Here is a 21,554-nt window from a genome sequence, read left to right as displayed (position 1 = left end):
GATTAGTCCTTTGTGAGTTCACAAGAACCAATGCCCCATACCCAATGACTAAGAAGGATAAACTGGTAGTGTGAAGTGAAACCATGCCCCGTTATTGGGGGCAGAATCTACCCAAATTTGACCGTAATGCGCTCGAACAATCCGTTGGCATAAACAAAGGCCGATGCCGTAACCTTCTGTACCTTCATCGCGTTGCAGGCGGAAGTGGTTTTCAAAGATGCGATCGCGATTTTCTACAGGAATACCAGGCCCGGTATCGCCAATACTGAACTGAACTTTCTGGGTGGTGCGGTGTAATCCTGCAATGCTAATTTTCCCGCCTTTGGGCGTATATTTGATCGCATTATCCAACAGATTTACTAGCACTTGCCGGATGCGTTCTGGATCGGCATATACGTAGGGCAGGTCTTTGGGAATGTCTGTTTCTACCTCTTGGGATTTGGCGGTGTAGCGATCGCGCAATTCTTCTAGTACATCTAAACACAGTTTACCTAGCTCTACCTTTTGTGGGAAAATTGGAATTTCTGTGTCTTTGCCACGACCTACCTGCAAAAGATCGGCAATCATCCGGTCAATAATTTTAGTTTGACCGCGGGCTTGTTTTAATAAATGTGCCGTCATTGAAGGTTTGAGGCGCTGGAATTCACCTGTTTCTACATTGTAGTTAGATTGAAGAGTTTCTATGGCGATCGCCGCAGCAGTTAGGGGATTGCGGAGGTCGTGTGCCAACATCGCAATTACTCGGTCTTTAAACTGTAACTGTTCTTGAAGGTTTTCTTTTTCCTGGTTCAAGCGAAAAATTTCGTCTGAGAGGCGGATGAGTTCGGCAGAAACGGCCACCGAACGAATTGTAGATTTGGGCGAGGTCACCCGACCATTATCGTCTATACGTTCTTGTAAGTCTTCCTGTAATTTTAAGTAGGTGTCTACGGCGGTTTGCCAGCGAGGCCACCAGTTTTTCAATTGCGCTACTATATTACTCCCAGCTAAAATCTGCCGTGGCTCCGGATGGATTTTGATTAAAGCTGGTGTTGCTACTAATTTAAAATGTTCTGCCAAGTAAGGTTGTTGACCGACATCGATTATTTGCAGTTCAAAACTATACTCAGCCTGCAACTCTTTTAAGTAAGCACGTATTCGCTGCACTTGCTGTCGGGACTTTGGGCGTCCATCGACAAAAAGTAGCAGCTGGAGTGGAGCCTCAGAATAAATAGGCTGATCCTGGGAAACTTGCATGTAATCGTGTTTCAGCACTGGTAACAACCCGGCGACGCTTTACAAAAAGTAAAATGGACTAATGGTTGTCGATGGTCGTTCGTTTTTCTTCAATTTAATATCTATTTTAGATTTTTCATACTCATATCAGATGTGCATTTTTGACATAAGATATATGTTTTTGAGCCTTTTGCCTTCTTTTGGCTGACTTCATCTCCAAAAAACACTCATGTTCCTTGAATATAAGCCTTAATTTGCCCTGAATCAAAATTGTTCACCATAGTCAGCATGTCAAATTGGCTAGTACAGCAGTATGTGAATATGAGTAGTCGCTTTGAACGAGGGAACACTGAACCAAACGTAGATGCTAATTGTATCCGATCTATCAGGTAGGTGTTAACTATTTAGATCGAATGTGTAGTTTTTTTTCAACTGCCAGTGCGTTCGATGAAGTATCTTTTGTGCCTTTATCCAATCATCAGTAGAATTGGCAAATAGTCATAGTAATTACTGCCTTGATAAATTGCTAGGGACGTGCTGTTAGGGATCTTTCTCAAACAACTGCTTTGCTATTCCAGAGAATAGAGGGTGGGTTGCTTTGAAGGAGCTTTGGATAACATAACAGCGATGCCTACGGCGGTAAACTACGCAATTTAAGAGGAAGCACTCACTACTTTTGAGGCTTTTAATAAACATACAGGAGTGAGGAGCAGAAAGGTTTGTTTGATTTATCCGGGGTGGTGTGCCGCCTATGTTGCGCTACCAAAAAAGTCTTGACTAGAGTGCAAGTAGCACTTTTCGTAAAGAATCATTGATAGAACTTAACTAAAAATTTTAGATTTTAGATTTTTTGGCACTGCTGGTTTTTAGCAAGCTAGATGCCTCACCCCTAATGAGTGAAACAAATCGAAAATCCTCAGGAGTGCGGGAGCCTCGTGGTTTGTTTCCATCCAAAATCCAAAACCAGTTAACTGCTTTACATAACCCCTACTCTCAAGAACTAAAAACTGACGCTAAGTTCCTGGAATTACTCAACACTGGCATTTTTCGGACATTTCATTATCCAGCTTACCATCGTCAGATGAATAATCTTCAGAATCGAAATTTAAGCCAGCGTTAGCCAATTTCATTGATTCCCCTCTTTTGATGAGGCTAAGGGGGGCTTTATTCATAGTCTATCACTTCAGTTGCTTGGCGATCGCATTAAACTAGTGCATTTGGGCGTAGCATCAAGCTTTTCGTTGCTAGATTGTTATTTGGCAACCTATGAATCAATTATCATACTTAGTCACGTTAAACCCAGATCGCTGTCCTAAAACTTGAGTATTTAGAGCGCAATACTCTTGTATCGCCACCATTGTGGGTTTATTTATGTTTTTTTCCCAAAAATGTTACTTTCGCAGAATTTTAGGGAAATCTATAAATAAGCATGGGAATTATCAAAACCTAATGGCTGTAAAACGAAGACAACACGGTAGCTTCTGCTACCGTTTACTAATTTTTTGAGACATCATTAATAGCGCTACGCAAAGCACTGGGGACTAGGAACTAGGGATTGGGAAAATTTCTTACCAGTAATCAATCCCCAATACCCAGTCAGCATTTCATCAACAGTTTGCGCTAGGGTAGGAACTGAAACTCAATTTGTGATTTCCTGTGCTTCCTGCTAAACGTCCAGCTGTATTTCTGAGTTTGGCTGTTTTATTCACTTCGTTAACAGCCTGTGCTAACACTCCAGTGTCCAAAAACCTTGAGGACTCTTTGGCAGCAGATCCTAGACTGCAAAATAATCCGGTTGTCTTTGGAGAATCTCAGACTAACCAACCACAAGTACAGCAAAACGACTCAACAGTTCAGTTACCAGCTGATTTTCCTAAAGATATTCCACTATATTCCAATGCCAAGCTACAGGAAGTTACACCTGCTAGCGATTCAGAAAACAGAGTCTCAACTCGTTGGCTAAGTTCCGATCCTAGCAACTTAATTGCTAGCTTTTATCGTAACCAATTGCAAACAAATAACTGGCAAATTTCGCAACAGCCAACAGATGATGGAGTAGGTGTCTTTGAGGCACGTCGGGATAATTCACTGTTGAAAGTTTCGATTCAGCCTCAATCAGTTACCAACGCCACACCGAATCAGCCCCAAACAGCTACTGAATTACTGATTGAGTACGTACCAAATAGTAGTACTGCAACAGCACAACCTACTCCAAGTACAAATCCTAGCAACACTAGTAGCAACATTCCCCCAGCAGGAGATCCGCAGTTCATTGGGCCTGTAGCACCTGCAAACTCGGCGTCACAGCCACCAACCACGACTAATAACCAAACAACTCCCACAGCCACACGTGAATCTCAGACATTCAACGATCTCAATAAAGCGCCACAAGAATGGCGACAACACATTCAAGATTTGGCTGCTTTAGGTGTTTTGTCTATAGAACCAAAGACAACTAAGAGTAATTCTGCTGCCACAACTAACCAATTTGAACCTGGGAAAATCGTCACGCGTCGCCAATACGCCCGTTGGCTAATTGCTGCTAATAATGCTATGTATGCCAGCAATCCAGCTAAACAAATTCGCTTAGCACCAGAAACCACTCAACCAGCTTTTACTGATGTATCCTCAAAAGACCCGGATTTTCCAGCAATTCAAGGATTAGCTGAGGCTGGGTTAATTCCCAGTCCTTTATCTGGAGATTCTACTGCTGTTTTGTTTCGTCCTGATGCCCCCTTAACACGGGAGGTGTTACTGCTGTGGAAATTACCCTTAGATATTCGCCAAGGCTTACCCTCTGCAAGCTTGGATGCTGTCAAACAAACCTGGGGTTTTCAAGACGCAGCCCGAATTGATTCTAAGGCTTTAAGAGCAGTTTTGGCTGATTTTCAAAATGGGGAACAATCCAATATTCGGCGGGTGTTTGGCTATACGACCTTGTTTCAACCCAAAAAACCAGTAACTCGTGCTGAAGCTGCTACAGCTTTGTGGTACTTTGGAACTCAAGGTGAGGGTGTATCGGCTGCTGATGCTTTGAAGTTAAACGAACTTCCAAAAAATAAAATATCCAATTAAACAAGTCACAAGTCGCTCTTTCGCTGTCGCAAGTACGTTCAAACTTTAACTCACAAGTGAATATAAACGTGTTAACTTGCCATTAACAGGAAGCTGGGAGTTTTGACGCTGCTTATCCCAGGCAAGAGTTGTGAAAATTATTGTGTCAAGGTGATTATATTTGGGTTGCCAACCCAGCACTTGACGAATTTTATTTGCACATGCTGTTACAATAGCCGGGTCACCAGGACGACGTTCCATTTCCACAACTGGAAAATCCACTCCAGAAATTGCCTTTACTCGTTCAATTACCTGTCGCACACTATAGCCTTGTCCATAGCCACAGTTGAAAATCTGGCTTTCTCCTCCCATATCTATATAGCGTAAAGCGTCTAGATGGGCTGCTGCCAAGTCTTCAACGTGAACGTAATCTCTAATACCAGTGCCATCAGGTGTCGGAAAATCTGTACCAAAAATTTGTAATTCTTTTTTTTCACCTCTAGCGACATCACAGGCAACTTTAATTAGGTGAGTAGCATTTGGTGATATCTGTCCGATTCGTCCTTTTGGGTCTGCTCCTGCTACGTTAAAATAACGTAATATTACATAAGTCATGCTAGAAGATAAGGCATAGTCTTGAATCAGCCATTCACTCATTAGTTTAGAGCGTCCATAAGGATTGATCGGTATGGTTGGTGCTGATTCTGAGACAGGATTTTGTTGCAGTTCACCGTAAACTGCTGCGGTGCTGGAAAAAATAAATTGATTGACACCCATCGCGCTACAGCAGCGAAGTAAGTTGAGAGTATTACGTGTATTATTCGCGTAGTAATCTAAAGGAAGGGCAACTGATTCTGGTACTATCAAACTCGCCCCAAAGTGTAGCACGGCACTAAATTGATGTTTAGCAAAGACTTGATAAAGCTTGTCAATGTCGGCTAAGTCACCAATAATCAGTTTTCCATAGAGAACTGCGTTTGCCGAACCTGTAGAACAATTGTCATAGACTACCACATCGTAACCAAGTTCTCCAAGTTGACGGACTACATGGGAGCCTATGTAGCCTGCGCCCCCAGTGACTAAAACTTTCTTGTTCATCTACCTTTACCTAACAAGATTACTCGGATAGTTTTGAAGGCGATCGCTAAATCCAACCATAAGGAATAGTTCTTGATCTAATACAGGTCGTAAGATAACTTTTCATCAGCGTCTTCTATAGATGCACCGTAGGGATACATTACCTGTGCCCAACCTGTAATTACCGGTTTGACTAAATATCCAGTTTGTATATCGAAATGCCTCTGATAATTGCATTATTGATGAGAATACGTGCTGATGCTCGTAAACCAACAATTTGAGTGTCTGCATTGTAAGTGCCACTACTTCAGCACATAAATCTATGGAAAAACGAAAATTTTATTCATTATAAAGATATACCAGATATTTATACGCAAATGAATTATTTTAAAGATTTTGTAAAGAATAAATTGTATTTATTTTTTAGGTGTATGACTCGTAACATCTCAGATACAATGGCAAATTTACTACAGTATTAGAAGTTAAATTTAAGTATATTTCGTGATAATTCTAACAATATATTGACAAAATCAGGATTATTGAAAATCTCGAAAATGAAGTTGTTTTTGAACAAATCAAGTCATAATTTTTGATATCTATCTCAAAAATAATATAATACTATTGAATGTATTTAATATTACATGAAATAAAATAAGATAAAAAAATATTAAATTCGAGAACTAAATTCAATTTGTTCAGATTTTTATAAGATTTTTGAAAGTTATTGCTATTTACGTGGCATATAATAAGAGAATTGCCAAGAATTTACTTAAATTATTTAAAAATCTGTGAATAAATCCAACCTTACTTTATAGCATTTAAACGAGTTTTACTGGTTGCCAAAAAAGTTAGTTGGGGGAAGTATTGACCGAGTAATAGAGCAATATTTAGAAGTTATGAGCTTAAAATCATGTGCTTAAGCTATTAGTTTGACAGCATTGTGTTCGATACTAGTTAGTCTGAATCTCGTCCACAGGCATAAAATGCTAAAATTAATGACTGCTTTTATTGTCTAGTAATAGTTTCAGACTTTTTAGCAGGCAGATCTATCACATGAAGTGATAAAGAACCATATCTTGGATTTGTCTGCATAATTTCAAACATATTATTCATTCTTTAAACAGTAAAACTTTAAAATGCATATTCGGAAACAAATCCTCTTAATTACGAATAGTTATCCAGCAAAGGGGTCTACTGAGAAAGTATTCATTTTGCCTGAACTTCGCTATCTTGTAAACGCTGGCTTTCAGGTAACAATAATGCCTGTTAGAAAGTTTAGTACGATTGACTCGGATATTCCTAAGGAAGTTGTAATATCTGACGAGCTTGCTAATGCCTATTCAGTAGGAAATGTTGGTATATGCTCCTTGAATTTGTTAAAAAATCCACAGTTTTGGGGTGAGCTATTGAAGCGACCATCACTACTTTTCCGCAAGAAATTTTGGAAGGACAGTATACGTGCAGAAGTTAGCGCCAACATGTTTAGTAGCAAGCTGTGTGAATTTGACTTGTTCTATACTTATTGGTTCGCTGGCGAGACAATTGGGTTGGCATGGGCGAGAGCAAAGTTGATTGTTACTCGCGCCCACGGTTACGATATTTATCTTGAGAGAGAGCAAAACCGAGGGTGGATTCCATATCGCCATAACCTTGTGCGCCTTGTCGATAAGATTGTGGTGCTATCAAACTCAGCAGGTGATTATTTGATGGCGCATTATGAAACAGAACCATCGAGAATCGCGGTGCATAAACTTGGTGTTGAATCTCATACCCCTGCACCTTTTAATGCAAGTGGTCATAAAAGTGAAATTTCATTTCTCTCGTGTTCTTATGCCAGGAAAGTAAAACGTTTGCCACTTATTGCAAAATTTATTTCTATGTTTGCAGCAATTAATCCTGATTTGAGTGTGTCTTGGACTCACATTGGGGCTGCAAAAGACGAACTCGGTATAGAAAGCGATCTTGATTCTGTTCCTAACCTCACTGTTAAAGCACTTGGTCGGCAGCCAAACGAGTTTGTGATGTCTTTTTTACAGACGAACGAAGTTTCTTTTTTTATTAACTTAAGTGCCTCAGAGGGACAGCCAGTTTCAATTATGGAAGCTATGAGTTTTGGAGTTCCTATTATTGCTACAGCTGTTGGGGCTGTGCCTGAGATGCTCATTGATGGTGGTGGTATCCTTTTGGAAAAAGATTTCGATGTGGCGATCGCTGTTAATAAAATCGCGGAGATTTTCCGCAAACCTGAGACTTACTACTCTCTCAGACAAGAGGCTATTTCTATACAGAGAAATTTTTTTGATTCATGCAAAAATCACCAGCAATTCGCAAAATTTTTGACTGAATTAATTGAATGAATATTTTAATCATCCCTTCATTTTTTGGTAATACAGAAATATTAGGTGGTCAAAATCGCGGTATTTCTTGCTAAGAGAAACATTTCGGCGAGTTAGAGCAAATGTTTCTTCAGTTGATTAATAGTAAAACTTCCCAATTTGGTAAAGTACTTTTTCAAAACTACGATACTTTTTAAGTGTTAAATTTAATTATAAGAAAATCAGATGTTACTGTAAACATAATTCATCAATGAAATACCTAAAAAAAATTATCAAAGAATTTCATTATTTAGTAGTTAATAGCCTGCCAGTATCAATGGCAAATCAGCTACCATTAGCAGCATTAAGTAGTAAAGAAAGATGGTCAATTGGCATTTATAGTGGCAAATCTCCTTTTTCTCTAACTGCTCCTTTGGATGTCAAAAATCCTGTGATGACTCGTCGCCAGATCTCAGACATCAGAGCAAGGTTTGTTGCCGATCCTTTTATGCTGAAAGTTGAATCAACCTGGTTCATGTTCTTTGAAGTTTTTAATCAAAGTACGCGTCGGGGAGAAATTGGATGTGCCACTAGTCAGGATGCACTTAACTGGAAGTATGAACAGATTGTATTAGCAGAACCATTTCACTTATCTTATCCATACGTTTTTGAATGGCAAAATGAATATTATCTAATTCCAGAAAGTTATCAAGCTAACTCGATTCGACTTTATAAAGCTTCTAAATTTCCCCTAAAATGGGATTTTATTGGGAATATCAAAAGTGAGGGATTGTTTTTAGATCCTTCTATTTTTCGTTACGCTGACAAATGGTGGATGTTTGCTGAAACTAATCCTCAGTTTAAACTTGACACTCTCCGTCTTTATTATGCTGATGATTTGCTTAGCAATTGGTTGGAACACCCAAAAAGTCCAATTATTAATGGTAATGCACATATTGCTAGACCTGGTGGTAGAGTTTTAGTGATGAAAGATAAAATTATTCGTTTTACTCAAGACTGTCAGCCAGATTATGGTACTCAGGTAAGAGCATTTGAAATTACCGAGTTAACAACTACAAATTATCAAGAAAGAGAAATAGAAAAAAGTCTGGTGCTGACACCAAGTGGTTATGGTTGGAATAGTTCTGGAATGCATCATATCGATCCTCATCTCATTCATGAAGATCGATGGATTGCTTGTGTAGATGGTAGAGGATGACAATAGACATCGAGATATATATATGTAATCCAGTCAACAACAAGTTTCTCATCTGGGATTATTACCACCCAACCACCGTTACTCATCAGGGGATAGCGGACACTGCACTGGCGGCGATTGAGGCTAAGTCTGTTCCTGAACCTTCGACAGAGTTGGGGACATTGTTGGCAGTTGCTACTTTCGGTACAGTAGGAGTACTCAAGCGCCAGCAAAAAAGGTCGGCACTTACGACTGCGGGTCTGGTTTCTAGCGCACAATCGTCTCATACAGTTGACAAGAATATTATTAATGTGGGATTACGATCGCTTATTTCAAATTATTGCAGAGTTGGTGATGCATCATTCTCCTAGTGGTGCAGAAGCCGAAATTAACCAGTTGTTAATCCAACGATTTACAGCACTGGGTGTAGAAGTCTGGTGCGATCGCGCCGACAACATTATTGCAAAAATTCCTGGGCGAAGTCCAGACCGAGCTATTGCCATTACAGCCCATAAAGATGAAATTGGTGGGATTGTTAAAAATATCGCCAATGAAGGTCGCGTTGAAGTCCGCAAACTCGGCGGGTCTTTCCCGTGGGTTTACGGCGAAGGTGTGGTAGATTTACTGGGAGACAATGAAACCATCAGTGGGATTCTCAGCTTTGGTTCCCGCCACGTTTCCCACGAATCTCCGCAAAAAGTCCAGCAAGAAGATACTAGCGTCAAGTGGGAAAATGCCTGGATTGAAACCAAACGCACTACGGCTGAACTAGAAAGTGCTGGGATTCGACCTGGAACGAGAATGGTGATTGGCAAACATCGCAAGTCGCCAATTAGATTAAAGGATCATATTGGGAGTTACACATTAGATAACAAAGCCTCTGTTGCCATTTTGTTAGCTTTAGCTGAAAGCCTAAAACAGCCAGCTGTCGATGTTTATCTGGTGGCTTCAGCAAAAGAAGAAGTCGGGGCAATTGGCGCATTATTTTTTACTCAAAATCAGCCTTTAGATGCCTTAATTGCGTTAGAAATTTGTCCATTATCTGAGGAATATCCTGTTAAAGATGGGGAAATTCCCGTACTTTTATCTCAAGATGCTTACGGGATATATGATGAGGGATTAAATGGACAAATACGCCAATGTGCTAAGCAATTGGATATGTCAATTCAGTTTACAACTCTGAGTGGATTTGGCAGCGATGCTTCAATTGCCATGAAATTTGGACATGTTGGACGTGCTGCTTGTTTAGCATTTCCTACTCAAAATACCCACGGTTATGAAATTGCTCATTTAGGAGCGATCGCTAATTGTATTGATTTATTAAAAGCCTTCTCTGAAACTGAATCGCAGTGAGAATTTCAGCTTTTCATTGAGATGAAATTCTTTTTCTTGGTTACCGTCTCACAAGCTAGATATCCTACTTATTAAATAAGTCGGATATCTTGACATCGTAAATTTGAACGAAATTAAATAGGATTGCTATATAAAATTTATATTTGATTTTTGAACAAATATGTAGGGTGTGTTGTCGCTAAGCGCCGCACCAAAGCCCAGAATCAGGTGCGTTACACTTCGTAATAACGCACCCTACACATACTTAGATTTTTTCAATAATCAAATCAGATTTCTATATCAACCCAAAATACTTAGAAGAAGAGTTCGCAAAGCTTGAATATCTGGTTCTTCAAGCTGACCTAACTTTTTAATTACTAGCTCTTTATCTATAGTAGTTAAAACTGGTTTAATAATTGAAGGTTTAAGAAGACCAGCTACTCGCCATTTTGTAATTGTGATTTCACCAAAGGAAGTTGCTGGATTCGCTTGAATTGTAATAGCTATCAATATTAAATCGGAACGCTCGCGTTGATAGCTATTAGAACTCACAATTGCTGCTGGAGGTTTTTTTGTAGTAGTTTGGTCAGTAAAAGGAAACGGCACTAAAATGACATCACCAAATTCATAATGTGTCATATTCTGCATCTTCAGACTTATCCCAAATTTTAAGCAGAACTGGTTCAGAAAGTTTTGCCGCTGCGAAGGTAAGGCTACTGTCTGCTTTCTGCTTCTCTAAAGAATCAATAAAATCTTCAACTAGCAAAACTTCTTCAGGAGACAGCTGCCGAAGTTTTTCAAGTAGCCTTTGCTCTAAAATGCTATCAACTTGCATTGTTTAGATTCTTGTAACCCACGTTATACACTCATTATAGTTTTTGGTGTTCCCTAACCATCAAAGCGATCGCTAACTGTATTAATTTATTAAAAGCCTTCTGCGAAACTCAGTTGGAAGTTTAATTTTTGGGAATTTTTAGCCTGAATCAGCATCGTTATTCAATCTAGCTATGCTATTTTTTGACACTGATTTGGCTAAATGCTTGCTTTATGCCAAACTTTAGTGTTTAGTAATACTTGACAAAAGCCGATGATGGGATTTGAACCCACGGCCTGCTGATTACGAATCAGCTGCTCTACCACTGAGCCACATCGGCGTACACAATCCAATAGTATAGCATGATTAATCTATGGTAAATCCAAATTCCAAAAATCGTCTCAGCCCCGAACAATATAACCGTCTCAAAGCAGAAATGGCAGCCCCTTATCGCGGCTTGCGACAATTTTTTTATATTACTTTTGGTGCTTCTGGTTTAATTGGGGCATTCATCTTTTTTTTCAGAGTGCTTGCAGGCCGCGATATTGACAGCGCTTTGCCGAATTTGGCCCTCCAAATAGGAATCGTTACATTGATGGTTTTTCTCTGGCGCTGGGAGCAGCATCGCCAAGAAAGCCGCAAATCTGGTAAAAATACTAATTCCTGAATCCATTTGGATTGTTAATTTTTGCGATGGTATTTTTACATATCTTTATAAGCTTAAATATTTTGATAATAATTAAAATATCAGGAAAGAAAAAATAAAGAAATTATTACGAAATTTCAAAAAGTAAAAATTTCTGAGAAACTAAAAATCGTTGAAACGGGGTCAGCCAATATAAAGACCCTGACTATAAACTCAATTAGATTCAAATGGGGTCAACTATATTTAAAGACCCCAAATTTTATAACTCAAACCTGAGATTTAATAAAATTCACAATACTGGAAGCGCCAGACTGGTAATTTATCAGTCTGGCGTTTTCAATTAATCAATTAAGCCTTTACAGCACTCTTTATTAGACTTCTTGCAGAAGTCGGGAAAAGGGGAAGGTGGGGTCCCCTCTGGGGATAAGGGGCGGGGGAAAGGGGAAAAGGTTTGTTATTTTCGCTTTAACCTTTTCCCTTTTCCCTTTTCCCACAAAAGTGCAAAAAGCACTTTTGCAAGAGGTCTATTGAACTGTTACCAAATAGGATGAAGGAATTGGTTGGGCACGTCCACTATTAACAAGTGCTTGGTAAACAAAGGCAGCAACTTCAGCTCTAGTCGCCTGACGATTAGGATTGAGTTGCTTAGCAGTCGGATAATTGATTACTAGTTGGCGTACAGTTGCAGCAGCAACAGGGGCGATCGCATAATTAGGAATCTGGCCCGCATCGGTGTAAAACGAAAGAACGCTTTGATCGTTGGCAGTTAAGCCCAAACCATTTGCTAAAGCTACCAACGCCTGCACTCTGGGAATTTGTTGTTGTGGTTTAAAAGTACCATCAGGATAACCAGAAACAAATTGACTTTGGTAAGCAGATTGAATTGCAGCAAAAGCCCAAAAATTGCTTGCTACATCCTTAAAGTTAATAGCTGGGCGCTTGGCTGGTGGTGTCAGAGCCTTAGTGATAATGGTGGCAAATTGAGCGCGGGTTACAGGTTCATTGGGTTTAAAAGTACCATCAGGAAACCCAGCAATAATATTTTGGGAAGCTAAGGCTTCGATGTAGGCTTTTGCCCAGTAATTTGCTGGCACATCTTTAAAGGCGACAGCCCCTCCTGGGGGTACATCAACAACTGCGGCAACAAAATCTACCGAACCAGCAATTCGTTTTTGATCGATATCATTGCCAACAGCGAGAATTGTACCAGTTTTAGTAGCATTGTTGACATCATAACGAGTATTATTACGAATCAGATTACCACCAGGATTTTCATTGGTACCAAGGTCAGGTAAAGCACTAACAGTCGCGACAACACCATCCCGCTTATTGTTTTGAATGACATTCTTACGTAATACGGGCTTAGCTGACTCTGAGATAAAAAGACCGTCTTGGTTTTCGATAATTTGGTTTTCTACAACTAAGGGTGTAGAAGTACCACCGATCGCTATACCAAAACCAGTATCCTGAAATAAGTTACCGCGGATTTCTCCTTGGGCAGATTTAGCAACTGAAACTCCGTTGCCTTTATTTTGCACAAAGATGTTACTTTCGATTTTGGGGTTGCCTGTACCAGTGACAAAAACGCCCTCTCTGATGCTGTTAGTAAAAGTACTGTTTTTGATGATGGGATTCGTTGATTCCACCCAAACACCAGTACCTCGGCTATTTGGGTTGGTGACAGTGACCCCTGTAATAGTCGTATTTTGGTCGGCAAGGATGGTAATGTCCTGTCTGGCAAAGGTGCGACTAGTGTAGAAACCTCCACCTGAAATTAATATTCCCTGACCTCTAGTAGCTTCATCGCCCCGCAGTGTTACCCCTGGTTTGAGCAAGATGGGAAAGGTTTCCCCAGTTTCCTGGCTATAATTTCCAGGTGCAAGTTGAATTGTTGTCCCTGGTTGGGCTTGACTAAGAGCAAAACTTATGCTTTTGTAAGGTGCATTAGCCGTAGTACCAGCACCAGTGTTATCTGCACCAGTTGTAGGATTAACGTAAATGACTGTTGCAGTGGTGGGAACTTGGGCTGTGATTGGGACGGTACCTTCTGGGTGAGTAGCGCCAGCATTTACCTCACCAGGTAGTACGATTGACCCACCGGAAACAACTAACAAAGCCGTTAGTCCGGCTGCTATGCGTAGGCTATATCCGAGATGATTGCGAGAAAGAAGGCGAAAATTTTTCGCTGGAGAAGTCTGAAAACCCCGATGTTTCATTTTTGAGTCTGTGATGTGCTGAATTACGGTATGTCGAACAAGGTTAAAGCTAGCAGTTTTGTAAGCTGCTATAAAACCCATGCAAAACTATACCGAATGATAAGCACTGATTCAGCTAAATTCCTGAGATAAATCACAGAACTTATACATAAGTTATATACTTTAATTCAGAAAATTTTACTATGGCAATCGGATCTGATTTTTGACTTGCGTAGGAGTAGAGAATCAGCCTTGTCAAGTCCTAATAGTACAGCAAAGCAAAATCCAGCTAAAGTCTCAATTAACCAAACAAGGGCTTAAATTCCTTGCTGAGTCAAAGTACTATAGCTGGATTTCGCAATTAATTATGCTGGGATGTCATTATAGGAAGCAGTGGCGATCGCTTGGAGAAAGTCTACCACCAACTTCGTTACCTAGAAAATTTGCTGGGTATCTAATAAGCTAAAGTTTCTAAAGTTTCTCGTAAATATCGTTGTACCTGCTGTTCTAAGCGAAGTCCTTGTAATTGAGCGCCGCGTTCTAGTTGCCAGCGTTGAAAACCGGAACTATTAGAGATAGCGCATTTGAGGCTATACCAAATTTCACTATCAGCAGAAAATTGGCGATCGCTATAAGCTGGAATTTGAGCCATAATTCCTCATTCCTCTGTTATTAGTCATTAGTCATTAGTCATTGGTCATTAGTCATTAGTTTTTCTTTGCGTCCCGGCGTAAGAGCGTCTGCTACTAGCCACTTCAAATAAAATAATATTTACTCTGGGGGCTGCTGTGAATCTATTTTTCTTGCGAACAAAGATTCAAACAATCGGGGCAACATTTGATTAACCCGCACGCCTAGAATTGTAAAATCTTGTTTAATCTTGTCTAAAGATAACGGTTCTATGGCCGCAAATTCTGTGTCATTAGTCACTAAAACTCGCATGACACTAATGGGTATTTGTAAAAATAAATTACTGGCTAAAAAGGCTAAGGCGGCAAGTATTAAACCAAGGCTGCGCCATTGCGGTAAAAATTTAGCTGTATTTGCTACTGATGGAGCAAATTGATAGATATGCCACAACGCCCAAATCGACAATACTGATGTCGCTAGGGCTAAAATACGATTTAACTTTGTATTAGTTAAACAAAGAATTTTTCGCTGCCGCTCAGTCAAATTTTCTGGCTTTAAGGCTATTCCCAAAAGGCCAAAGATGTAAAAGGGGCGACGCAGCTGCATCCATAGCAGCGGCACAACACCAATGGTCGCTACTAAGAATAGTTCCATCCAGACGGGCAAAAACGGCTCGCCCACAGACAGGAACAATAAGCAGAGTATTGAAAAAATAGGTAACGTTGCTAATCCAGCGACGTGAATCCACAAGATTGGTTCAGAGCGAAATGAAGCCATATATTAAAGTTATGAGTTAAAAGTTAAGAGTTAGGAGTTAGAGAGTTTTAACTCATAACTCCTAACTCCTAACTTCTAACCATTTTACCAAGAGCACTATCTTGTTAAGGTGAGAGTACGGCGCTTGGTAACCATTTGATAGGCTTCGATGATATCACCTTCAGCCCAATCATTGAATTTATCAATACCGACACCGCATTCATAACCAGCGTTGACTTCGCGGGCGTCTTCTTTCATCCGTTTGAGGGAATCCAGCACGCCTTCATAAATCACTTTACCGCCGCGTCGCACCCGCACTTTGCAGTTGCGAACTAGCTTGCCAGATTGAACGTAGCACCCAGCAACGGCACCACGACCGACTGGGAAGACCGCACGGACTTCGGTTTGACCCAAGGGTTCTTCCACCAACTCTGGTTCGAGAAGACCTTCCAAGGCATCTTGGATATCTTCCAAGAGTTTGTAGATAACGTTGTATTCCCGAACATCTACACCCGCTTCATCAGCGGCTTGTCTTGCGCCACTGGCAAAGGTGGTGTTGAAGCCAATAATTACAGCGTTACTAGCTGATGCTAAGTCGATATCTGTTTCGGTAATTTCCCCGGCGGTAGCCAATAACATCCGAATTTGGACTTCGTTTTGGGGAATTTGCTTCAGCGCTCCCACAATGGCTTCCACAGAACCTTGTACGTCTCCCTTCAAGATCAAGTTGAGTTCTTTCAACTCGCCTTCTTGTGCCTGAGCTGAGAGGGTTGTGAGGGTGACGCGTCCTTGCAGGAGCCGGGATAGGCGTTGTTTGTCGGCGCGATCGCTTGCTAGGTTTCGGGCTTCTTTTTCGTTCTCGAATACCTCAAACTCGTCGCCGGCTGCTGGGACATCACTTAAGCCCAATACCTCAACAGCAAAGGATGGAGAAGCGGCTTCAACTCTTGCGCCTCTGTCGTTCACCATTGCCCGCACCTTACCAAAGGCGGAGCCGGCTACGAGCATATCTCCCACATGCAAGGTACCATTTTGAATTAGCAGGGTAGCAACTGCTCCCTTAGCTTTATCCAGATGTGCTTCAATGACTGTTCCTCTGGCAGCGCGGTCTGGGTTGGCAGATAATTCTGCTACCTCTGCTACCAAGAGGATCATTTCTAAGAGCGTATCCAAGTTTTCGCCTTTGATAGCGCTCACCGGCACCATAATTGTGTCGCCGCCCCATTCTTCTGCTGTCAAACCATACTGAGTCAGTTCTTGTTTCACCCGGTCTGGCTGGGCAGCTTCTTTGTCAATTTTATTGATGGCGACGACAATGGGTACTCCTGCTGCTTGGGCGTGGCTAATAGCTTCAATGGTTTGGGGACGAACGCCATCATCCGCAGCTACTACCAACACAGCAATATCTGTTACCCGCGCTCCTCGTGCCCGCATGGCTGTAAAGGCTTCGTGACCGGGAGTATCTAGGAAGACTATCTGCTGTGGTTTGCCTTCATGTACTACATCCACATGATATGCACCTATGTGTTGGGTAATACCACCTGCTTCCCCAGCAGCTACTTTGGTTTTACGAATCGAGTCAAGTAGAGTTGTTTTACCGTGGTCTACGTGACCCATAATTGTCACTACTGGCGGACGCCGATGGAGATTTTCCATATCTTCGGCGCTGACCATTTCCGTAACTTTCCGAGCTTCTGCTTCTGGTTCGGCGGTTTCAACTTCTATTTCTAGTTCTTTTGCTACCAGAGTAATTGTTGGAATATCCAGATTTTGGGTGATACTGACTGCCATGCCTTTGAGGAACAGGATTTTCACAATCTCTGTATCGGCAACAACCAACAGGTCAGCCAATTCTTGGACAGTCATTGGCCCTGTCACCACGACTTTTTCTGGACGATCGCGCTTGGTTTCGACTTCTTGGCGACGGTTTTGGTCGCGGTTAGAAGTAGATTTTTTACCTCTTGCTGTTGGGGCACTAACCAAGGCTGCCGCTGGGGCTTGTGCGGGCCGAGTCGATTTGGGTTTGGGGGGACGGGCGATGGAAAGGCTGACTTGGACGGTGGCTGGTGCGTCTAAATCGTCATCATCGAGTAAATCGTCTTCAAATTCGTCATCATCCAGAAGTATTGGCTTGGTTCGCTTGCCTTTGACGCCGGCTTTGCCTGCTTTTTCTTTAACTTCGTCGATGATTTCTTCTTCTACCCACTTTTTGCCACCTTTGGCTGGCCGGGGCGGAGTTGGGCGTTTTAAATCCAGGAGATCGGGGGCGATTGGCTCGTCACCTAATACCTCAGTTTTCGCCGCTATTGCTGACAGATGTCTTGGTGGAGTAGCAATTGGCATTGCTGCTGCTACAGCCTCACCAGAACGAGCAGGTCTTGGTCGTTGCCCGTCTCCTATTGGTGATGGCGCTGATGGCCGATTTCCTCTTGGTTCCGGTTTGCCGGGTAAAGTGGTGGGACGAGGCTGTTTTTGTGGTGCCGCTGGCGAGGCCTGGTCTGTTGGCAGCTTAGCGACTTTTGGCTTAATAATTTGATGGTCGCGATCGCCTTCTGCGGGCCGCGGACGTTCGCGTTTGAGGATCGGTTTGTCTGCCGGAGGTTGCTGTTCGGTTACCTGTGGTTGTTCCGCTGCTGGCCTGGCCGGTGGCGCAACTAATTGCGGTTTTTGAGGCTTGTCCGGTTTCGGTCTGGGTGGAATTACTTTTTCCGATTTTTGGGCAACTGGTTTTTCCTGTGGCTGATTTGGAGGAGGTGTTTGTTCCAAGTCTTTAACAGGAGGTTGCTCTGTGGTCTCAGATTGATTCCGGGGTACGGGTCGAGTTGGTGCCGTCGGCTTCATGGGTGAGACTGGTGTAGCGAAAGGCCGTGGAGGTGAGGGAGGATTAGCTTCAGACAAAGCAGCTTGGGTATTGGTAGCAACTGACGCCTCTGAGGCGTTGGAGGTAGTATTTCTCAATATTTTCGGTTTGCGTATTTCCAAAATTTGCTGTTTGTGGGGTGCAGCAGGTCGGTTACGTCCGCCGTTTGGTAGTGAATTTGATTTATGGCTGGTTGTACCTGGTTCCTTTCTGGGCGTCCCATTTGTCGCTGCGAGTTTTTGTGCAGCGGTACGAATTTGTTCTGCCTCGGATTCTGAAATCGTGCTGCTATGGCTTTTGACCGCGATGTTGAGCTGGTCGCAAATTGCTAATAGCTCTTTGTTATCCAAATTCAATTCCTTTGATAATTCATAGATTCTAACTTTGCCGTTGTTCATCCACTCTTCCCCTTTAATTTACAGTTTTAGCGGATGGCTGCCTGGTTTGCGACATCTCCATCCTTTGATTACTGTTTTTAGGTTGCCCTTGGTGATTTTGCCGGTGCCTCCAATCAGGAAAGAGAGATGTTTCGGTTTAATGATGGCATCCCCACCAAGAATGATGGTTGAGAGATGCCCATAAAAATTTTTTAAATAAAAGATTTTTATGGGAACCCTTGACGCCGAACTGCGCCTGAGCGCTACCAGGTTGCCATTTTGTAGTTTTTTGTTTTGCTGATTCTGAGTCTTCCACAACACAATCGAGTACATTTTGTTCTGGGAGTGTTGCCTTACCCCTCTTTCGATCGAAGAGTCGAATGCTTTCTACACCCATTTACTATTTTGGCATTAACCCTAGCGTTCGACAGAGAATATGAGAAAGGCGCGATTAATTCGACTTTCGCACAATTTCTCTATTGATGACGCCACTGAGTTGTTCCAAATAATTAAATTTGATTTTGGGTATTATTGCTGGCTAGACGTTGCGACAAGCTTTGATACAGCGTTTCTGGCACTGATGCATGTAGCGATCGCCCCAGTCGATTTTTCTTTTGAGCTGCTTGTAGGCAACTCACTTGCGGACAAATATAGGCGGAACGCCCCATGCCCCGATCTAATTGTACCTTTCCAGAAGGAAAGACGCGTACAATCCGCCAAAACTCTTCTTTTAAACCTACTTTGCGGCAGCTAATACAGCGCCGATAATTTGGTTTCATCAGTTTTGTTAGGATCTCGGTTCTGCATTGTGGATGTAGAAAGAAGTTCGTTATTACTATTTTTTATTTATACCAACTCGTTTTCAACAAAAAATTTTTGAGATTGGGACTAAAATCAACAGTAACAAAATTTAACAAGATTGATAAATTATTCTTCATCCTCAGCATCAAAAGTATCATTATCTAATTCTTCTTCTAAGTCGTCTTGATTTTCAGCCTCTAATTCCTCAAAATCAACATCATCTTCATCCTCTTCTTGCTCTGCTTGATATTTAGCTCTAGAAGCTAGAAATTTAGCATCTTCTCCCGCACGATCGTACTTCGCTTTATCTTTAATATCAATTTTCCAGCCCGTCAGGCGTGCTGCTAAACGGACATTTTGTCCTTCTTTGCCAATGGCCAAACTCAGTTGGTCTTCAGCCACTAGTACGTGAGTTTGCCGGGTTTCTGGGTCCATCAGGCGGACTTCATCTACTCGTGCTGGACTTAAAGCATTAGCGATATATGTTGCTGGGTCTGGCGACCAGCGAATTACATCTATTTTTTCACCGCGTAATTCGTTGACTACAACTTGAATTCGCGAACCCCTAGCTCCGATACATGCACCAACTGGGTCTACATCGCGATCGAGAGTATCTACTGCTATTTTAGTCCGGGGACCTACATAACGGGAAGGGGGGTTTGCCTCCCTAGCTACGGCAACAATCCGTACTACTTCGTCTTCGATTTCTGGTACTTCATTGGCAAACAGATAAACTACCAAACCAGCATCGGCTCTAGATACTAGTAACTGCGGTCCTCGCTGCTGACCTTGAGAAACTTTTTTGAGGTATACCTTGAAAGTGGCGTTTGCCCGATAGTTATCGTTGGGTAACTGTTCGCGCTTTGGTAATTCCGCTTCCACTTCTGGCTGACCAAAGCCACTGCTAACTGCCAAAATTACTGATTGACGTTCAAAGCGCAGGACTCTTGCTTGCAGAACGGTTCCTTCTAAATCTTGGAACTCTTCTTGCACCATCTGGCGCTGTTGATCCCGGAGTTTTTGCGCTAGTACTTGCTTGGTTTGCATGGCTGCCATGCGGCCAAATTCTCCTTGATCTGGTGTCACATCCAGCACTACAGAGTCGCCTAACTGCGCTTCGGGAGCTACAAGTTGAACTTCGTCTAAAGAAATTTGATGGTCTGTGTTATTGAGTTTTTCTTTTTCAACAATAATTTTAGTGGAAAGAACGCGAAATCCTTCTTCTTCTATATCCAGTTCTACTTCAAAATTATCAAAATAATCTTCGTCAAACTGTCTGCGCTCTAGATTTTGGGCGCGGCGATAACGTTCGTAGCCTTTAAGTAGTGCTTCTCTAATAGCTGATTGAACTGCAAGACGAGGTAAATTACGTTCGCGACTAATACTTTCAATTAGTTCTTTTAATCCAGGTAAGGTAACCATTGACATAAGCAATCTCCTTTAAAAATTAGGGACTGGGGATTGGGGACTGGGGATTGGGGATTGGGGACTGGGGATTGGGGCATGGTAAGACACAGGGGGGCGGAGGGGTGAGGGCAGATGGGAAAGACTGACTGCAACTTCCCCTCTGCACTGAAGCTCCTCTGCTCCCCTGCTCCTCTGCTTCCCCAGTTCCTAGTTCCTAATCCCTAATCTCCAATCCCTAATCCTCAGTCTTTAATCCTCAGTCTCTAGTCATTTATTTATCGACGTTCGTCTAGCTGCACCCTAGTAATTTGAGAGCGCTGAATTTCGACTACACGACCTTTTTGGTTTAAGTAAACTGCTGTCTCATCCCGGCGAATCAGCTGACCAGTCCACTCTTGTTGTCCCTCATAAGGCGGGGAAGTGGAGATAATGACGGGAAATCCTTTAAAAGAGATAAACTCCCTGTCGGTGACCAATTGCCGCGAAATACCAGGACTGGACACTTCCAAGACATAAGCATCTGGAAAGATTTCCGCAGCATCTAAGGAGGTTTCTAAAGCACGGCTCATCTTCTCACAATCATTTAACCCAGTGTCTTGCTGAGGATTGCGAATATCTACCCGCAGTACTGGTGGACTTTGGTTAGTGTGAAAAACCACACCAACTAGTTCTAATCCCAGTTCTTCTGCCACTGGTGTCGCCAAATCAATAATTTTTGGTATTAAGGGATGAGCCATGAGAAAATTCAATAAAAAAAGTGGGCATCGACCCACTTCCTGCGATAGGGATATCTTCCAAGAAGTCTTGTGACGAACCAATGGTGGTTCGCCCTAATTCGAGTTTAGCGCATTTCTTTTGGAGTGGGGCATTGGACATG

At 42.1% G+C, this 21,554-nt stretch carries 18 protein-coding genes, 1 tRNA gene and 1 pseudogene; 6 read left to right on the top strand and 14 right to left on the bottom strand.

The features are described from left to right. Nucleotides 1-48 precede the first annotated feature (48 nt). Entirely contained in the window at nt 49-1,254 is a 1,206-nt protein-coding gene (locus NSTC745_RS11670) for a histidine kinase (protein ID WP_445637278.1), read from the bottom strand. Between the two features lie 853 nt (nt 1,255-2,107). On the opposite strand from NSTC745_RS11670, the gene NSTC745_RS11665 reads away from it, so the two are divergent. Continuing rightward, nucleotides 2,108-2,335 carry a hypothetical protein gene (locus NSTC745_RS11665; protein ID WP_445637277.1) on the top strand — a complete coding sequence of 76 codons (228 nt, stop codon included), beginning with the start codon at nt 2,108-2,110 and terminating at the stop codon, nt 2,333-2,335. Nucleotides 2,336-2,871: 536 nt separating this feature from the next. Further along, nucleotides 2,872-4,290 carry an S-layer homology domain-containing protein gene (locus NSTC745_RS11660; RefSeq protein ID WP_445637276.1) on the top strand — a complete coding sequence of 473 codons (1,419 nt, stop codon included), beginning with the start codon at nt 2,872-2,874 and terminating at the stop codon, nt 4,288-4,290. A gap of 45 nt (nt 4,291-4,335) precedes the next feature. Here NSTC745_RS11660 and galE read toward each other — a convergent pair whose 3' ends face one another. Continuing rightward, nucleotides 4,336-5,367 carry a UDP-glucose 4-epimerase GalE gene (gene galE, locus NSTC745_RS11655; protein ID WP_445637275.1) on the bottom strand — a complete coding sequence of 344 codons (1,032 nt, stop codon included), beginning with the start codon at nt 5,365-5,367 and terminating at the stop codon, nt 4,336-4,338. Beyond that, a pseudogene (locus tag NSTC745_RS11650) lies at nt 5,364-5,546 on the bottom strand (sugar transferase); the annotation flags it as partial. The pseudogene NSTC745_RS11650 and the gene galE, both read right to left, overlap by 4 nt. 936 nt (nt 5,547-6,482) lie before the next feature. Here NSTC745_RS11650 and NSTC745_RS11645 point away from each other — a divergent pair. The 3 genes from NSTC745_RS11645 to NSTC745_RS11635 all read left to right on the top strand — a co-directional run bounded on the left by NSTC745_RS11645 (nt 6,483) and on the right by NSTC745_RS11635 (nt 10,212). Then, nucleotides 6,483-7,703: a glycosyltransferase gene (locus NSTC745_RS11645; protein WP_445637274.1), complete on the top strand. Its 1,221-nt coding sequence runs from the start codon at nt 6,483-6,485 to the stop codon at nt 7,701-7,703. A gap of 229 nt (nt 7,704-7,932) precedes the next feature. Next, complete coding sequence (locus tag NSTC745_RS11640) at nt 7,933-8,880, top strand: glucosamine inositolphosphorylceramide transferase family protein (RefSeq protein WP_445637273.1); 948 nt, start codon at nt 7,933-7,935, stop codon at nt 8,878-8,880. Nucleotides 8,881-9,168: 288 nt separating this feature from the next. After that, complete coding sequence (locus tag NSTC745_RS11635) at nt 9,169-10,212, top strand: M42 family metallopeptidase (protein ID WP_445637272.1); 1,044 nt, start codon at nt 9,169-9,171, stop codon at nt 10,210-10,212. A 279-nt stretch (nt 10,213-10,491) separates the two neighbouring features. Here NSTC745_RS11635 and NSTC745_RS11630 read toward each other — a convergent pair whose 3' ends face one another. From NSTC745_RS11630 to NSTC745_RS11620, 3 genes are all read right to left on the bottom strand, one after another. Next, nucleotides 10,492-10,830: a type II toxin-antitoxin system PemK/MazF family toxin gene (locus NSTC745_RS11630; protein WP_445637271.1), complete on the bottom strand. Its 339-nt coding sequence runs from the start codon at nt 10,828-10,830 to the stop codon at nt 10,492-10,494. Next, nucleotides 10,817-11,026: a toxin-antitoxin system, antitoxin component, Xre family protein gene (locus NSTC745_RS11625; RefSeq protein ID WP_445637270.1), complete on the bottom strand. Its 210-nt coding sequence runs from the start codon at nt 11,024-11,026 to the stop codon at nt 10,817-10,819. Before NSTC745_RS11625 ends, NSTC745_RS11630 begins: the two co-directional genes overlap by 14 nt. 247 nt (nt 11,027-11,273) lie before the next feature. Continuing rightward, nucleotides 11,274-11,345 (bottom strand) — tRNA-Thr (locus NSTC745_RS11620). 33 nt (nt 11,346-11,378) lie between these two features. Here NSTC745_RS11620 and NSTC745_RS11615 point away from each other — a divergent pair. Then, nucleotides 11,379-11,672 (top strand): DUF3493 domain-containing protein, encoded by a 294-nt coding sequence (locus NSTC745_RS11615; RefSeq protein WP_445637269.1) that lies wholly within the window; start codon nt 11,379-11,381, stop codon nt 11,670-11,672. Between the two features lie 503 nt (nt 11,673-12,175). On the opposite strand, the gene NSTC745_RS11610 is transcribed toward NSTC745_RS11615, so the two are convergent. The 8 genes from NSTC745_RS11610 to rimP form a co-directional block, all read right to left on the bottom strand. Beyond that, nucleotides 12,176-13,867 (bottom strand): DUF1565 domain-containing protein, encoded by a 1,692-nt coding sequence (locus NSTC745_RS11610; protein ID WP_445638583.1) that lies wholly within the window; start codon nt 13,865-13,867, stop codon nt 12,176-12,178. A gap of 433 nt (nt 13,868-14,300) precedes the next feature. Further along, nucleotides 14,301-14,498, bottom strand: a complete 198-nt coding sequence (locus tag NSTC745_RS11605; protein WP_096541352.1) for a hypothetical protein — start codon at nt 14,496-14,498, stop codon at nt 14,301-14,303. Between the two features lie 119 nt (nt 14,499-14,617). Next, on the bottom strand, nt 14,618-15,253 hold the full coding sequence (locus NSTC745_RS11600) for a low-complexity tail membrane protein (protein ID WP_445637268.1): 636 nt from the start codon (nt 15,251-15,253) through the stop codon (nt 14,618-14,620). A 96-nt stretch (nt 15,254-15,349) separates the two neighbouring features. After that, nucleotides 15,350-18,490 carry a translation initiation factor IF-2 gene (gene infB / locus NSTC745_RS11595; RefSeq protein WP_445637267.1) on the bottom strand — a complete coding sequence of 1,047 codons (3,141 nt, stop codon included), beginning with the start codon at nt 18,488-18,490 and terminating at the stop codon, nt 15,350-15,352. 136 nt (nt 18,491-18,626) lie between these two features. Next, entirely contained in the window at nt 18,627-18,866 is a 240-nt protein-coding gene (locus tag NSTC745_RS11590) for a hypothetical protein (RefSeq protein WP_445637266.1), read from the bottom strand. A gap of 112 nt (nt 18,867-18,978) precedes the next feature. Beyond that, nucleotides 18,979-19,248, bottom strand: coding sequence for a YlxR family protein (locus NSTC745_RS11585; protein ID WP_445637265.1), 270 nt, complete (start codon nt 19,246-19,248; stop codon nt 18,979-18,981). Nucleotides 19,249-19,396: 148 nt separating this feature from the next. Then, nucleotides 19,397-20,698: a transcription termination factor NusA gene (gene nusA, locus NSTC745_RS11580; RefSeq protein ID WP_445637264.1), complete on the bottom strand. Its 1,302-nt coding sequence runs from the start codon at nt 20,696-20,698 to the stop codon at nt 19,397-19,399. Between the two features lie 254 nt (nt 20,699-20,952). Next, nucleotides 20,953-21,414, bottom strand: a complete 462-nt coding sequence (gene rimP / locus NSTC745_RS11575) for a ribosome maturation factor RimP (protein ID WP_445637263.1) — start codon at nt 21,412-21,414, stop codon at nt 20,953-20,955. Between the last annotated feature and the right edge of the window lie 140 nt (nt 21,415-21,554).

Source organism: Nostoc sp. DSM 114161 (assembly GCF_052692665.1).
Note: the sequence above shows the minus strand (reverse complement) of the source record. Positions and strands in the feature narration are given on the sequence as shown.